11 protein-coding genes are annotated in these 14,433 nt (G+C 69.3%); 10 read left to right on the forward strand and 1 reads right to left on the reverse strand.

Annotated features, from left to right (window positions below; all coding sequences use genetic code 11):
- Positions 1–114: 114 nt before the first annotated feature.
- Entirely contained in the window at positions 115–1,401 is a 1,287-nt protein-coding gene (clpX, locus tag ACSUPV_RS27075; protein ID WP_031114127.1) for an ATP-dependent Clp protease ATP-binding subunit ClpX, read from the forward strand.
- 89 nt (positions 1,402–1,490) lie between these two features.
- Here the strand turns inward: clpX and ACSUPV_RS27080 are convergent, their stop codons facing one another.
- Entirely contained in the window at positions 1,491–2,453 is a 963-nt protein-coding gene (locus ACSUPV_RS27080; RefSeq protein ID WP_436948744.1) for a hypothetical protein, read from the reverse strand.
- A gap of 138 nt (positions 2,454–2,591) precedes the next feature.
- On the opposite strand from ACSUPV_RS27080, the gene ACSUPV_RS27085 reads away from it, so the two are divergent.
- The 9 genes from ACSUPV_RS27085 to rodA all read left to right on the forward strand — a co-directional run bounded on the left by ACSUPV_RS27085 (position 2,592) and on the right by rodA (position 14,422).
- On the forward strand, positions 2,592–5,216 hold the full coding sequence (locus ACSUPV_RS27085; protein WP_436948745.1) for a valine--tRNA ligase: 2,625 nt from the start codon (positions 2,592–2,594) through the stop codon (positions 5,214–5,216).
- A gap of 192 nt (positions 5,217–5,408) precedes the next feature.
- Positions 5,409–6,932, forward strand: a complete 1,524-nt coding sequence (folC, locus tag ACSUPV_RS27090) for a bifunctional tetrahydrofolate synthase/dihydrofolate synthase (RefSeq protein WP_359792219.1) — start codon at positions 5,409–5,411, stop codon at positions 6,930–6,932.
- Between the two features lie 6 nt (positions 6,933–6,938).
- Entirely contained in the window at positions 6,939–7,295 is a 357-nt protein-coding gene (locus ACSUPV_RS27095) for a DUF4233 domain-containing protein (RefSeq protein ID WP_436948746.1), read from the forward strand.
- Between the two features lie 66 nt (positions 7,296–7,361).
- Positions 7,362–7,775, forward strand: coding sequence for a nucleoside-diphosphate kinase (gene ndk, locus ACSUPV_RS27100; protein WP_031114121.1), 414 nt, complete (start codon positions 7,362–7,364; stop codon positions 7,773–7,775).
- Positions 7,776–8,040: 265 nt separating this feature from the next.
- On the forward strand, positions 8,041–9,060 hold the full coding sequence (locus tag ACSUPV_RS27105; protein WP_004001297.1) for a rod shape-determining protein: 1,020 nt from the start codon (positions 8,041–8,043) through the stop codon (positions 9,058–9,060).
- Between the two features lie 143 nt (positions 9,061–9,203).
- Positions 9,204–10,151: a rod shape-determining protein MreC gene (gene mreC, locus ACSUPV_RS27110; RefSeq protein WP_037770354.1), complete on the forward strand. Its 948-nt coding sequence runs from the start codon at positions 9,204–9,206 to the stop codon at positions 10,149–10,151.
- 13 nt (positions 10,152–10,164) lie between these two features.
- On the forward strand, positions 10,165–10,836 hold the full coding sequence (mreD, locus tag ACSUPV_RS27115) for a rod shape-determining protein MreD (RefSeq protein ID WP_031114117.1): 672 nt from the start codon (positions 10,165–10,167) through the stop codon (positions 10,834–10,836).
- Positions 10,837–10,976: 140 nt separating this feature from the next.
- Complete coding sequence (gene mrdA, locus ACSUPV_RS27120) at positions 10,977–13,223, forward strand: penicillin-binding protein 2 (RefSeq protein WP_031114115.1); 2,247 nt, start codon at positions 10,977–10,979, stop codon at positions 13,221–13,223.
- The gene (rodA, locus tag ACSUPV_RS27125; protein WP_031114114.1) at positions 13,220–14,422 is read left to right on the forward strand and encodes a rod shape-determining protein RodA; all 1,203 of its coding nucleotides are present in this window, start codon (positions 13,220–13,222) and stop codon (positions 14,420–14,422) included. Before mrdA ends, rodA begins: the two co-directional genes overlap by 4 nt.
- Positions 14,423–14,433: the final 11 nt, after the last annotated feature.

Below are 14,433 nucleotides of genomic sequence, written 5' to 3' on the forward strand. Positions count from 1 at the left end.
GCCAAGGGGGGCCCGAACGGGGGGCCCGGCAAGGTACCGTCGGACATAAGGCAGCACCAGGAGTCCGCTGGACGTCGACGTCCAGGAGTCTCCCAGGCGAAGGGGAAGCACACCGTGGCACGCATCGGTGACGGCGGCGATCTGCTCAAGTGCTCGTTCTGCGGCAAGAGCCAGAAGCAGGTCAAGAAGCTCATCGCAGGGCCCGGTGTGTACATCTGCGACGAGTGCATCGACCTCTGCAACGAGATCATCGAGGAAGAGCTGGCGGAGACCAGCGAGGTCCGCTGGGAGGAGCTCCCGAAGCCCCGCGAGATCTACGAGTTCCTCGAGGGGTACGTGGTCGGCCAGGAGGCCGCCAAGAAGGCCCTCTCGGTCGCGGTGTACAACCACTACAAACGCGTCCAGGCCGGTGAGAACGGCGGGGCGAACGGCCGTGACGACGCCATCGAGTTGGCGAAGTCCAACATCCTCCTCCTCGGCCCCACGGGCTCCGGAAAGACCCTCCTCGCGCAGACCCTCGCGCGCATGCTGAACGTCCCCTTCGCGATCGCCGACGCCACGGCCCTCACGGAGGCCGGCTACGTCGGCGAGGACGTCGAGAACATCCTGCTCAAGCTGATCCAGGCCGCCGACTACGACGTCAAGAAGGCCGAGACCGGGATCATCTACATCGACGAGATCGACAAGGTCGCGAGGAAGAGTGAAAACCCCTCCATCACGCGCGACGTGTCGGGCGAGGGCGTCCAGCAGGCCCTGCTGAAGATCCTGGAGGGCACCACGGCCTCGGTGCCGCCGCAGGGCGGCCGCAAGCACCCCCACCAGGAGTTCATCCAGATCGACACGACGAACGTGCTGTTCATCGTGGGCGGTGCCTTCGCCGGTCTGGAGAAGATCATCGAGGCCCGGGCAGGCGCCAAGGGCATCGGCTTCGGCGCGCAGATCCGCTCCAAGCGGGAGATGGAGTCCAAGGACCAGTTCCAGGAGGTCATGCCGGAGGACCTGGTCAAGTTCGGCATGATCCCCGAGTTCATCGGCCGCCTCCCCGTCATCACCTCCGTCCACAACCTGGACCGCGAGGCCCTGCTGCAGATCCTCGTCGAGCCGCGCAACGCGCTCGTCAAGCAGTACCAGCGCCTCTTCGAACTCGACGGCGTGGAGCTGGACTTCGAGCGCGAGGCGCTGGAGGCCATCGCCGACCAGGCCATCCTCCGCCAGACGGGCGCGCGCGGCCTGCGCGCCATCATGGAGGAAGTCCTCCAGGGCGTGATGTACGAGGTCCCGTCCCGCAAGGACGTCGCCCGGGTCGTCATCACGGCGGACGTCGTCCAGTCGAACGTCAACCCGACGCTGATCCCGCGGGACGCGCGCGGGCGCGGGCCGGGCGAGCAGAAGACGGCGTGACACCGCAGACGTGACACCCCGTACATGAAGGAAGGGCCCCGGTCGCCGACCGGGGCCCTTCGTCTTGTCCGGTTGTCCGGTGAGCGTCGTCAGGCCTTGACTCGGATCTCCGGGCGGAGCTTGGTGGTGATGTCGACAGCCGCGTCCTTGGTGGTGTCCTTGGTGGCGTCACCCGAGGAGACGACGGCGATCGTGCTGTAGTCGGCCCAGGCGCAGAACCAGTTGGTCTGCTCCTTCTTGGTCATCAGGTTCTGCCCCTTGAGCGCCTGGCACTTCATGACCGCGCCGTCGAGGTCGGCCTCCTCGGGCTCGCCGATCAGCTCGGTCTTGCCGCCGCTGCTGGAGGAGTCCTCCTCGGCCGACTTCTTGAAGTTGGCGAAGAAGGTGTCCAGGGCCGCCTCCGGGTCGGCGACCTCACCGTAGACACCGAAGAACTGCACGCTCTTGGCCGTCGCCAGCGTCGCGGCCGAGGACGGGTCCGAGGGGTCGTACTTGGTGGGGTCCACCGAGGAGTAGGAGCCCAGCACCGACTTGCCATTCTTGACGCCGCTCTTCTCCAGCTCCTTGGTGGAGTCGTCGCCGGCGGACGCCCCGTCCTTGGTCACGCGGTTGTACTCGCTCAGCACCTTCGCCGGCGTGGCCAGCTTGTGCGGCCCGTCGTCCTCCAGGGCTCCCGCTCCGCCGCCTCCGCCGATCACGAAGTACGCGCCCACACCGATCGCCGCGACGACCGCCACCGCGCCGATGATGATGCCGGTCTTCTTCTTGCCGCCGCCCGGAGCCGGGGGCTGGGGCGGCATGCCGTACGGGGCCTGGCCGTAGGGCGGCTGCGGCTGCTGGCCGTAGGGGCCCGGCTGGGGCGGGACGCCCTGCGGGGCCTGCTGCGGGTAGCCGTAGCCGGGCTGGGCCGGAGGGGCCTGCTGGGGGTAGCCGTAGCCGGGCTGGGGCGCCTGCGGCGGCTGGCCGTACGGGCCCGGCTGCTGCGACGGCTGGCCGTACGGCCCGGGCTGCTGGGGCTGCCCGCCGTACGGGCCCGGCTGGTTGTAGCTCATGTTCTGGGTTCCCCTCCAGATGCTTATGTGTTCCCGACATCCTGGCGCAGACCCGCCGTGTGCATGGCATCGGGGCCCCCGCCGTTACAAGACAAACGCGTTTCGGGACGGGGTCGTGACACCTCTAAACTGACCCCCGTGACCGAGAACGCTCAGCAGCAGCCACCAGCGCCCAGCACCGACCTGCCGACCCAGTACGCGCCGGCCGACGTAGAGGGGCCGCTGTACGAGCGCTGGGTAGAGCGGGGTTACTTCGAGGCGGACGAGAAGAGCGAGAAACCGCCGTACACCATCGTCATCCCGCCGCCGAACGTCACGGGCAGCCTGCACCTCGGGCACGCCTTCGAGCACACCCTCATCGACGCCCTGACCCGCCGTAAGCGGATGCAGGGCCACGAAACGCTGTGGCAGCCGGGCATGGACCACGCCGGCATCGCCACGCAGAACGTCGTCGAGCGCGAACTCGCCAAGGAGGGCAAGTCCCGCCACGACCTGGGCCGTGAGGCCTTCGTCGAGCGGGTCTGGCAGTGGAAGGGCGAGTCCGGCGGCCAGATCAGCGGCCAGATGCGGCGGTTGGGCGACGGCGTCGCCTGGTCGCGCGAGCGCTTCACGATGGACGAGGGCCTCTCCCAAGCCGTCCAGACCATCTTCAAGCGGCTCTACGACGACGAGCTGATCTACCGCGCCGAGCGCATCATCAACTGGTGCCCCCGGTGCCTGACCGCCATCTCGGACATCGAGGTCGAGTACCAGGACGACGACGGCGAGCTCGTCTCCATGAAGTACGGGGACGGGGACGACACCATCGTCGTCGCCACCACCCGTGCCGAGACGATGCTCGGTGACACGGCCGTCGCCGTCCACCCCGAGGACGAGCGCTACAAGCACCTGGTCGGCAAGCTGGTCAAGCTGCCGCTGACCGACCGTTCCATCCCGGTCGTGGCCGACGAGCACGTCGACCCCGAGTTCGGCACGGGTGCCGTCAAGGTCACCCCGGCGCACGACCCGAACGACTTCGAGATCGGCCAGCGGCACGACCTCCCGGCCCTGACGATCATGGACGAGCACGCCGTGATCACCGCCCACGGCCCCTTCCAGGGCCTGGACCGGCTGGAGGCCCGCTCGGCGATCGTCGCCGCGCTGCGCGCCGAGGGCCGGATCGTCGCCGAGAAGCGGCCCTACGTCCACTCCGTCGGCCACTGCTCGCGCTGCAAGACCACCATCGAGCCGCGCTTGTCCATGCAGTGGTGGGTCAAGGTCGGCCCGCTGGCCAAGGCCGCCGGCGACGCCGTCCGCGACGGCCGGGTCAAGATCCACCCGCAGGAGATGGAGAAGCGCTACTTCGACTGGGTCGACAACCTCCACGACTGGTGCATCTCGCGCCAGCTGTGGTGGGGGCACCGCATCCCGGTCTGGTACGGCCCGAACGGCGAGGTCGTCTGCGTCGGCCCCGACGAGGAGCCGCCGAGCGGCGAGGGCTGGCGTCAGGACACCGACGTCCTCGACACCTGGTTCTCCTCGGGCCTGTGGCCGTTCTCCACGCTCGGCTGGCCCGAGCAGACGGAGTCGCTCGCGAAGTTCTACCCGAACTCCGTCCTGGTCACCGGCTACGACATCCTCTTCTTCTGGGTCGCCCGGATGATGATGTTCGGCCTGTACGCGATGGACGGCACCCCGCCGTTCCACACCATCGCCCTGCACGGCATGGTCCGTGACCAGTTCGGCAAGAAGATGTCGAAGTCCTTCGGCAACGCGGTCAACCCGCTGGACTGGATGGACAAGTACGGCAGCGACGCCCTGCGTTTCACGCTCGCCCGGGGTGCCAACCCCGGTGTCGACGTCCCGATCGGCGAGGACTGGGTCCAGGGCTCCCGCAACTTCGCCAACAAGATCTGGAACGCCACGCGCTTCGCGTTGATGAACGGCGCGACGGTCGAGGGCCCGCTGCCCGAGCCGTCGCGGATGTCCTCGACGGACCGCTGGATCCTGTCCCGCCTGAACTCGGTCGTCGCCGAGGTCGACGCGTACTACGACGACTACCAGTTCGCGAAGCTGTCCGACTCCCTGTTCCACTTCGCGTGGGACGAGGTCTTCGACTGGTACGTCGAGCTGTCCAAGACGACGTTCCAGGCGGGCGGCGAGGCGGCCGAGGTCTCCAAGCGCGTCCTCGGCGAGGTCCTCGACGTCACGCTGAAGCTGCTGCACCCGGTGGTCCCGTTCGTCACCGAGACGCTGTGGACGACGCTGACCGGCGGTGAGTCGGTGGTCATCGCCGAGTGGCCGCAGGACAGCGGCTTCCGGGACGCCGACGCCGAGCGCGAGATCGAGAGCCTCCAGTCGGTCATCACCGAGGTCCGCCGCTTCCGCGCCGACCAGGGCCTCCAGCCCGGCCAGCGGGTCCCGGCCCGGCTGACCCTGGACGGCACGCCGTTCGCGCCGCACGAGGCGGCCATCCGGCAGCTGCTGCGCCTCCAGCCGGAGGGCGACGGCTTCACGGCCACGGCGACCCTCCCGGTCGCCGGCGCGGAGGTCGCCCTCGACCTCTCCGGCACGATCGACGTGGCGGCGGAGCGCAAGCGCCTCGCGAAGGACCTCGCGGCGGCCGAGAAGGAGAAGGCCCAGGCGAACGCGAAGCTCGGCAACGAGGCCTTCCTGTCGAAGGCCCCCGACCACGTCGTGGACAAGATCCGCACCCGCCTCACCAAGGCGGAGGAGGACATCGCCCGCATCCAGGCGCAGCTGGAACGCCTGCCGCAGGCGTAGCCCGTTCGTAGGGTTGTGGAGGCCCCGGTGCTGCTCAGCGCCGGGGCCTCACGTACGCGCTTTCAGGGGCGCGGGGCTGTTTCGATGTGCGGCTCCGCCGCGTGGGCGCGACAAGCCACGATGAACCCGCACGAACACGACGACGGAAACCACCCCGGACCGATGTCACCCCCGCTCCGTAGACTGGGCCCCGTGAGCGAGCTCCCTCCAGACCCCAACGCCGACGACCAGCCCGACCCCCTCGACTCCTTCGACGAGATCATCGCCGAGGAAACCACCCGCGACCCCGACCTCGCGGTCATCGAAGCCGGCAGCCGCACCCTGCGCACCCAGGGCGGCCCCCCGGAGGCCGGCATCCCCACCCGGCCCGCCGACCCCGAGGTGGACAAGGCGCTGCGCGAGGTCGAGGCGGAGCTCGCCACCCGCTGGGGCGAGACCAAGCTGGAGCCCTCCGTCAGCCGCATCGCCGCGCTGATGGACGTGCTGGGCGAGCCGCAGCGGTCATACCCGTCGATCCACATCACGGGCACCAACGGCAAGACCTCCACGGCCCGCATGATCGAGGCCCTGCTCGGCGCCTTCGAGCTGCGCACCGGCCGCTACACCTCGCCGCACGTGCAGTCGATCACCGAGCGCATCAGCCTCGACGGCGCCCCGATCTCACCCGAGCGGTTCATCGAGACGTACCAGGACATCAAGCCGTACGTGGAGATGGTCGACGCGGCGCAGGAGTACCGGCTGTCCTTCTTCGAGGTGCTCACCGGCATGGCGTACGCGGCCTTCGCCGACGCCCCCGCGGACGTCGCCGTCGTCGAGGTCGGCATGGGCGGCTCCTGGGACGCCACGAACGTGATCGACGGGGACGTCGCCGTCGTCACGCCCATCGACCTCGACCACACCGACCGGCTCGGCTCCACGCACGCCGAGATCGCCACGGAGAAGGCCGGCATCGTCAAGCAGGGCGCGACCGTCATCCTGGCGCAGCAGCCGGTCGAGGCGGCGCAGGTGCTGCTGAAGAAGGCCGTCGAGGTGGACGCGACCGTGGCCCGGGAGGGGCTGGAGTTCGGTGTCGTGGACCGGCAGGTGGCCGTCGGCGGGCAGCTGCTGACGCTGCGCGGTCTCGGCGGCGAGTACCCGGAGGTGTACCTGCCGCTGCACGGCGCGCACCAGGCGCACAACGCGGCCGTCGCGCTCGCCGCAGTCGAGGCGTTCTTCGGCGTCGGCGCGCACCGGCCCGACCCGCTGGACCTGGACACGGTCCGCAAGGCGTTCGCCGCCGTCGCCTCCCCGGGCCGACTGGAGGTCGTGCGCCGGTCGCCGACGGTCGTGCTGGACGCCGCCCACAACCCGGCGGGGGCCCGCGCGGCGGCCGAGGCGATCGGGGAGGCGTTCCAGTTCAGCCGCCTCATCGGTGTCGTCGGCGCGAGCGGCGACAAGAACGTGCGGGGGCTGCTGGAGGCCTTCGAGCCGGTGTTCGCCGAGGTCGTCGTCACGCAGAACTCCAGCCACCGCGCGATGGACGCCGACGAGCTCGCCGGCATCGCGGTGGAGGTGTTCGGCGAGGAGCGCGTCCAGGTCGAGCCGCGGCTGCCCGACGCGCTGGAGGCCGCGATCACGCTGGCCGAGGAGGAGGGCGAGTTCGCGGGCGGCGGCGTACTCGTCACCGGTTCCGTCATCACCGTCGGCGAGGCCCGACTGTTGCTGGGGAAGGGCTGAGATCCCGTGCGTACGCTCTGTTCTTCGACGCTGATCGGCGAGTTCTTCATCATCGGCTTCGCCGGGCTGGTCGCCATGAAGGACCCGGACCTGTCCATGACGACCGTGTGGACGGTCAGCGGCGTCGCGATGTTCCTGTGCCTGGTGCTGTGCGGACTGGTGACGCGCCCGGGCGGGGTCGCGCTCGGCTGGGCGCTGCAGATCGCGCTCATCGCGTCGGGTTTCGCCGTGCCCATGATGTTCTTCCTGGGCGTGGTGTTCGCGGCCCTGTGGTGGGCGTCGGTGCACTACGGGCGGAAGGTGGACCAGGCGAAGGCGAGATTCGCGGCGCAGGCCGGCTCCTCCACACCTGACGCTGCGTAACAAGCGGCCCGACACGCCGGGTAATCTCGTCCCACCCGCACAACCTTGACTCATAAGGAGCCCGTCGTGAGCCAGCGCACCCTCGTCCTCCTCAAGCCCGACGCCGTCCGTCGCGGCCTGACCGGCGAGATCATCAGCCGCATCGAGCGCAAGGCGGGCTGGGCGATCACCGCGCTGGAGCTGCGCACCCTGGACCAGGACACGCTGGAGCAGCACTACGGCGAGCACAAGGGCAAGCCCTTCTACGAGCCGCTGGTGGAGTTCATGGCCTCCGGCCCGGTCGTGGCGTTGATCGTCGAGGGTGAGCGGGTCATCGAGGGGCTGCGCCAGCTGGCCGGGCCGACCGACCCGATCGCCGCCGCGCCCGGCTCCATCCGCGGCGACTACGGCGTGATCGTCCGGGAGAACCTGATCCACGCCTCCGACTCCGAGGAGTCCGCCGAGCGTGAGGTGAAGATCTTCTTCCCGGGTCGCGCCTAAGCGGCGAACGACGAGTGAAGTCTGGGAGCACCGCTCCCAGACTTTTCTGGCATATGCGTGGCGATCGAGGGAACGATGCTCCCCGAACGCCCGTCTCCACAAGCGAACCCGCACAGCATCTGCTGACAATGGCGGAGACCCTCCCGCAGTGTTCGCGAAGGCGCGTCTACCATGGAAGCCTTCACGTCACAGCACCCACCTTTGCCTACCTGAAAAGCCCTCAAAAGCTAGTGGGAAGGCCAGACGAATCCTGATGGGGAACTCAATGTCGTTCATCGGCCGTGACATGGCTGTCGACCTCGGGACCGCCAACACGCTGGTGTACGTCAGGGGTCGCGGGATCGTACTCAACGAGCCGTCCGTCGTCGCGATCAACACCAACACCGGTGGCATCCTCGCGGTCGGCGCCGAAGCGAAGAAGATGATCGGGCGCACACCCGGCAACATCGTTGCCGTTCGTCCGCTGAAGGACGGCGTGATCGCCGACTTCGAGATCACCGAGCGGATGCTCCGCTACTTCATCCTGAAGATCCACAAGCGGCGGTATCTGGCTCGTCCGCGGGTCGTCGTCTGTGTGCCCTCGGGCATCACGGGCGTCGAGCGCCGGGCCGTCATCGAGGCGTCGTCCCAGGCCGGCGCCCGCCAGGTGCACATCATCGAGGAGCCCATGGCCGCGGCCATCGGCTCCGGCCTGCCGGTCCACGAGGCCACGGGCAACATGGTGGTCGACATCGGCGGCGGCACGACGGAGGTCGCGGTCATCTCCCTCGGCGGCATCGTCACCGCCCAGTCCATCCGCGTCGCGGGCGACGAACTGGACAACGCGATCATCCAGCACATCAAGAAGGAGTACTCACTCCTGCTGGGTGAGCGGACGGCCGAGCAGATCAAGATCACGATCGGTTCGGCGTACGACCTCGACTCCGACGAGCACACCGAAATCCGCGGCCGGGACCTGGTCTCCGGGCTGCCGAAGACCGTCGTCATCTCCGCGGCCGAGGTCCGCAAGGCGATCGAGGAGCCGGTCAACGCCATCGTCGACGCCGTCAAGACGACCCTCGACAAGTGCCCGCCGGAGCTGTCCGGCGACATCATGGACCGAGGAATCGTTCTGACCGGCGGCGGAGCGCTGCTGCGGGGTCTGGACGAGCGGCTGCGCCGGGAGACCGGCATGCCGATCCACATCGCCGAGGACCCCCTGGACAGCGTGGCGCTCGGGTCCGGCAAGTGCGTCGAGGAGTTCGAGGCGCTCCAGCAGGTGCTGGACGCCCAGCCGCGCAGATGACGTAACTCTTCGATTCCGCCGTACGGGACGATCTCCTCTCGTACGGCGGATCGTTGATATAGCTGCATAAGCTCCCACAAAGCAGCCCCTCGGGTTTCCCTGGGGCTTCCCGAATTCCGATGAGGAAGGCACGGCCGCCGCACGTGAGGGACACACGAGAGAGCCGGCTGCTCCTGGTGCTGCTGATCGCCATCGCGTTCGCGTTGATCACGGTGGACATCCGCGGTGGGGAGGATTCGCCCGTCGACGGTGCCCGGCAGGCCGCGGCCACGGTCTTCGGCCCGATCGAGAGCGGTGTGTCGGCCGCGGTCGACCCGGTCGGCAACGCGGTCTCCGCCATCCGAGACTCCGGCGAGCGGCACGACCGGCTCGCCGTGCTGGAGGAGGAGAACGCGGCCCTGAAGGCGCGGCTCGGCAGCGACGACCGCAGCCGCAGCCGCCTCAAGCAGCTCGACAAGATGCTGAAGGTCTCCGGGCAGGGCCAGTACGGCATCAAGGGTGCCGAGGTCATCGCCATAGGAGCGGCGCAGGGCTTCTCCTGGACCATCACCATCGACGTCGGCGCCAACGACGGCATCAAGCGCGACATGACCGTCCTGAACGGGGACGGGCTGGTCGGCCGGGTCACCACGGTCGGGCCCGACACCGCGACGGTCCTCCTCGCCAGCGACCCCGACTTCACGGTCGGCACCCGGATGGAGGCCAGCGACGAACTGGGCTTCGCCTCCGGGCAGGGCGACCGCCCGCTGCGCGTCGAACTCCTCAACGGCAAGGCCGAGGTGAAGAAGGGCGACCGCCTCGTCACCTTCGGCTCGCAGGCCGACCGGCCCTTCGTGCCCGGCGTGCCCGTCGGCGTGGTCTCCCGCGTCGACCCCTCCGGCGGCGGCCTGACCCGCACGCTGTACGTCACGCCGTACGCGAGCTTCACCAAGCTCGACATCGTCGGCGTCGTCGTCGAGGCCCCGAAGAAGGACCCGCGTGACACGGTGCTCCCGCCCAAGCCCAAGCCCACCCCGAGGCCGACGGTGACGGTGACCGTGACGCCGTCCGCCGAGGCACCCGCAGACGGCCAGAACCAGCAAGAGCAGTAGGAGCTGTCACCCCATGCGCGTCAACCGGATCCTGCTCTCGTCCGCCCTGGTCGTCGTCGCCCTGGTGATCCAGGTGAGCGTCCTCGCCCGCCTCCATCTGCCGGGCGCGGTGCCCGACCTGATGCTGCTGACCGTCCTCGGCCTCGCGCTGGTCTACGGGCACGTCGGCGGCGCCCTCGTCGGCTTCGGCGCGGGCCTGCTCGCCGACCTGGCCCCGCCCGCCGACCACGCCGCGGGGCGGTACGCCCTGGTGCTGTGCGTCATCGGCTACCTCGCCGGCCTGGTCAAGCCGGAGACGGGCCAGCTGAAGTCCGCCACCGGCCCCATGGTCGTGGTGGTCGCCGCCGCCATCGGCTCCACCCTGCTGTACGCCGGCGTCGGCGCCCTCGTCGGCGACACCGCCGCCCGCCATGTCGGCCTGGGCAGCCTGCTGTTCACGGCCGCCCTGTACGACCTGCTGCTCGCCCCGTTCGTCGTGCCGGGGATCATGGCCCTGGCCCGGCGCGCCGAGAACGATCCGCTCGCCGAGACCGGCTCCGCCGCCAAGGCCACGGACATCTCCTCCGGCTGGCTCTCCGGCGGCACCGGCCTGAAGATCGGCAGCCAGCGCAACGGCCTGCGGGTGAAGGCGGCCCGGGCCCGGATGGCGCGGGCCGGGCGCATCAAGGGGGTCAAGCGGCTGTGAACACGGGGAAGTTCACCCGAACGGATCGGTCCGGTCGGAACGCCGGCTCATGGGCCGGCCGTTCACCACTCGTCACCGCCCGTCGATCACCCGTCGTCATCACTCATCCGAACGCGCACTGAGAGGGGGAGGCAGCCGCAGTGACCAACATTCCCGAGACCGGCAGGAACCCACGGGTCCAGATCCGGCTCGTCGTCATCCAGGTCCTCGTCCTCTCCCTGCTCCTCACCCTGGGCGGACGCCTGTGGTACCTCCAGATCCGTGAGGGCGCCGCCTACGCCAAGGAGGCCTCCGGGAACCACGTCCAGCAGGTCGTCCAGCCGGCCGTCCGCGGCTCGATCCTGGACGCACGGGGAGTGGCCCTCGCCGACAACGAGACGCGACTGGTCGTCTCCGCGTCCCGCACCGACCTGCTGAAAATGCCGGACGACGGCAAGGACGTCCTCACCAAGCTCGCCGGAGTCCTGGGCATGACCCCCAAGGAGGTCATGGAGAAGGTCCGGCTGTGCGACGCCGAAACCCCCCAGCCCTGCTGGAACGGCTCGCCCTACCAGCCCATCCCCATCACCGACGAGGCCACCCCCAAGCAGGCCCTGCAGATCCGCGAGCGCGCCGAGGACTTCCCCGGCATCACCGCCGAGCCGCAGGCCGTGCGCCGCTACCCGAGCCCGGGCAAGGCCAACACCGCCCAGGTCCTCGGCTACCTCTCGCCGGTCACCGACGAGGAGATCAAGCAGGCGCAGAACACCAACTCGCCCTACCTGCGCTCCGACCAGGTCGGCCGCTCGGGCCTGGAGCGCCAGTACGACAAGCAGCTGCGCGGCAAGGCCGGCGTCACCCGCTACGAGGTCGACAACCTCGGCCGCGTCATCGGCCAGGCCGAGGCCGACCCGGCCCACCCCGGCGACAACCTCGTCACCAGCATCGACGCCCGCGTCCAGCGCATCGCCGAGTACCAGCTGAACGAGGCGATGAAGGAGGCCCGCAAGCAGCACGACCGGAACACCGGCACCAACTACAAGGCGGACTCCGGCGCCGTCGTCGTCATGGAGGCCAAGACCGGCCGCGTCGTCGCCATGGCCTCGAACCCGACCTACGACCCGAACGCCTGGGTGGGCGGCATCTCCGCCAAGGACTACGCGCGGCTCACCGGCAAGAAGTCCAACTACCCGCTGCTCAACCGCGCGATCCAGGGCCAGTCGGCACCCGGCTCCATCTTCAAGGTGATCCCGACGGCCGCCGCGGTCAACGCCGGCTACTCCTTCAACGGCCCCTACCAGTGCTCCAGCTCGTACTCCATCGGCGGCCAGGTCTTCAAGAACTTCGAGTCCAAGGGATACGGCCCGATCAGCCTCGGCCGCGCCCTGGAGGTCTCCTGCGACACGGTCTTCTACCGGCTCTCCCACGAGGAGTGGAAGAAGGACGGCGGCACCAAGCCGAAGAAGAACGCCAACGACTGGTTCTACAAGACCGCCCACCAGTTCGGCCTCGGCAAGGAGACCGGCATCGACCTGCCCAACGAGGTCACCGGCCGCGTCCCCGACCGCAAGTGGAAGCTCGACTACTGGAAGGCCAACAAGGACGCCTGGTGCCGCACCGGCAAGCGCAACGGCAGCTACGCCGAGAAGATCGCCTACGAGAACTGCCTCGAAGGCAACCGCATGCGCGCCGGTGACTCCGTCAACTACTCCATCGGCCAGGGCGACACGCTCGTCACGCCCATCCAGATGGCCACCATCTACGCCGCCATCTCCAACGGCGGCACGATGTACACCCCCTCGGTCGGCAAGGCCGTCATCAGCGCCGACGGCAAGACGGTCACGCCGATCAAGCCCCAGGTGCACGGCAAGCTGCCGATGAGCCAGAAGACGCGCAACGAGATAAGCGATGCCCTCGCGGGAGTCGCCACCCGCGGTACGGCCGCCTGGAGGTTCGGCGGCTGGCCGCAGGACAAGATCCCGATGCACGCCAAGACGGGTACGGCCGAGGTCTACGGCAAGCAGACGACCTCCTGGTTCGCCACGTACACCAAGGACTACTCGATCGTCATGACGATCTCCCAGGGCGGTACGGGCTCCGGCGCCTCGGGCCCCGCCGTCCGCAACATCTACAACGCGCTGTACGGCGTGTCCCCGGACGGTGACATCGACTCCAAGAAGGCGCTGCTGCCCACACCGGAGAAGGCCCTGCCGAAGGTCAAGACGGACGGCACCATCGCCTCCCCGAAGATCTCCAAGGACCCGGCCAAGGACCAGCAGGCCAAGGAGAAGGACCCGAACGCCCCGGCCGACCCCCTCCAGCCGGCGACGGCGCCCCCGCCGACCCCGGAGAACCGTGACACCCGAAGGCGGCGGCGCCGCCGGGGAAGCCGGAGGTTGACGACATGACCGGCGGTGTGAACAGCTTCCAGGTCTCCGGCTACGGGCCCGAGCGCACCGGCTGGATGCGGCTCCTCGCCCGTGACTCGGTCACGCGGCGGCTCGACTGGCCGATCCTGCTGTCGGCGACGGCCCTGTCGCTGCTCGGCACGCTCCTCGTCTACTCGGCGACCCGCAACCGCACGGAGCTCAACCAGGGCGACCCGTACTACTTCCTCGTCCGGCACCTGCTGAACACCGGCATCGGCCTCGCCCTGATGGCCGGCACGATCTGGCTCGGCCACCGCGCCCTGCGCACGGCCGTGCCGATCCTCTACGGCGTCTCGGTCCTGCTGATCCTGCTGGTGCTCACGCCCCTCGGCTCCACCATCAACGGCGCCCACTCCTGGATCAAGCTCCCGGGCGGCTTCTCCCTCCAGCCCTCGGAGTTCGTGAAGGTCACGATCATCCTGGGCATGGCGATGCTGCTGGCGGCCCGGGTCGACGCGGGCGACAAGCAGTACCCCGACCACCGCACGGTCGTGCAGGCGCTGGGCCTGGCCGCCGTGCCCATGCTGATCGTGATGCTCATGCCCGACCTCGGGTCGGTCATGGTCATGGTCATCATCGTGCTCGGCGTCCTGCTGGCCTCCGGCGCCACCAACCGGTGGGTGTTCGGCCTGCTCGGCGCGGGCGCCATCGGCGCCGTCACCGTCTGGCAGCTCGGCGTGCTCGACGACTACCAGATCGCCCGCTTCGCCGCCTTCGCCAACCCCGAACTCGACCCGGCGGGCGTCGGCTACAACACCAACCAGGCCCGCATCGCCATCGGCTCCGGCGGACTCACCGGCGCCGGCCTCTTCCACGGCTCGCAGACCACCGGCCAGTTCGTCCCCGAGCAGCAGACGGACTTCGTCTTCACCGTGGCGGGGGAGGAACTCGGCTTCCTCGGCGGCGGCCTGATCATCCTGCTGCTCGGCATCGTCCTGTGGCGGGCCTGCCGGATCGCCCGGGAGACCAGCGACCTGTACGGCACGATCGTGGCCGCCGGCATCGTCGCCTGGTTCGCCTTCCAGACGTTCGAGAACATCGGCATGACCCTCGGCATCATGCCGGTCACCGGCCTGCCGCTGCCGTTCGTGTCGTACGGCGGTTCCTCGATGTTCGCCGTGTGGATAGCGGTCGGACTGTTGCAGTCGATCCGGGTGCAGAGACCGATGTCGGCGTGAACACCGGGCGG

This window comes from Streptomyces sp. SudanB52_2052, from assembly GCF_964272415.1.
In the GTDB taxonomy this organism is placed as follows: Bacteria; Actinomycetota; Actinomycetes; order Streptomycetales; family Streptomycetaceae; genus Streptomyces; species Streptomyces olindensis.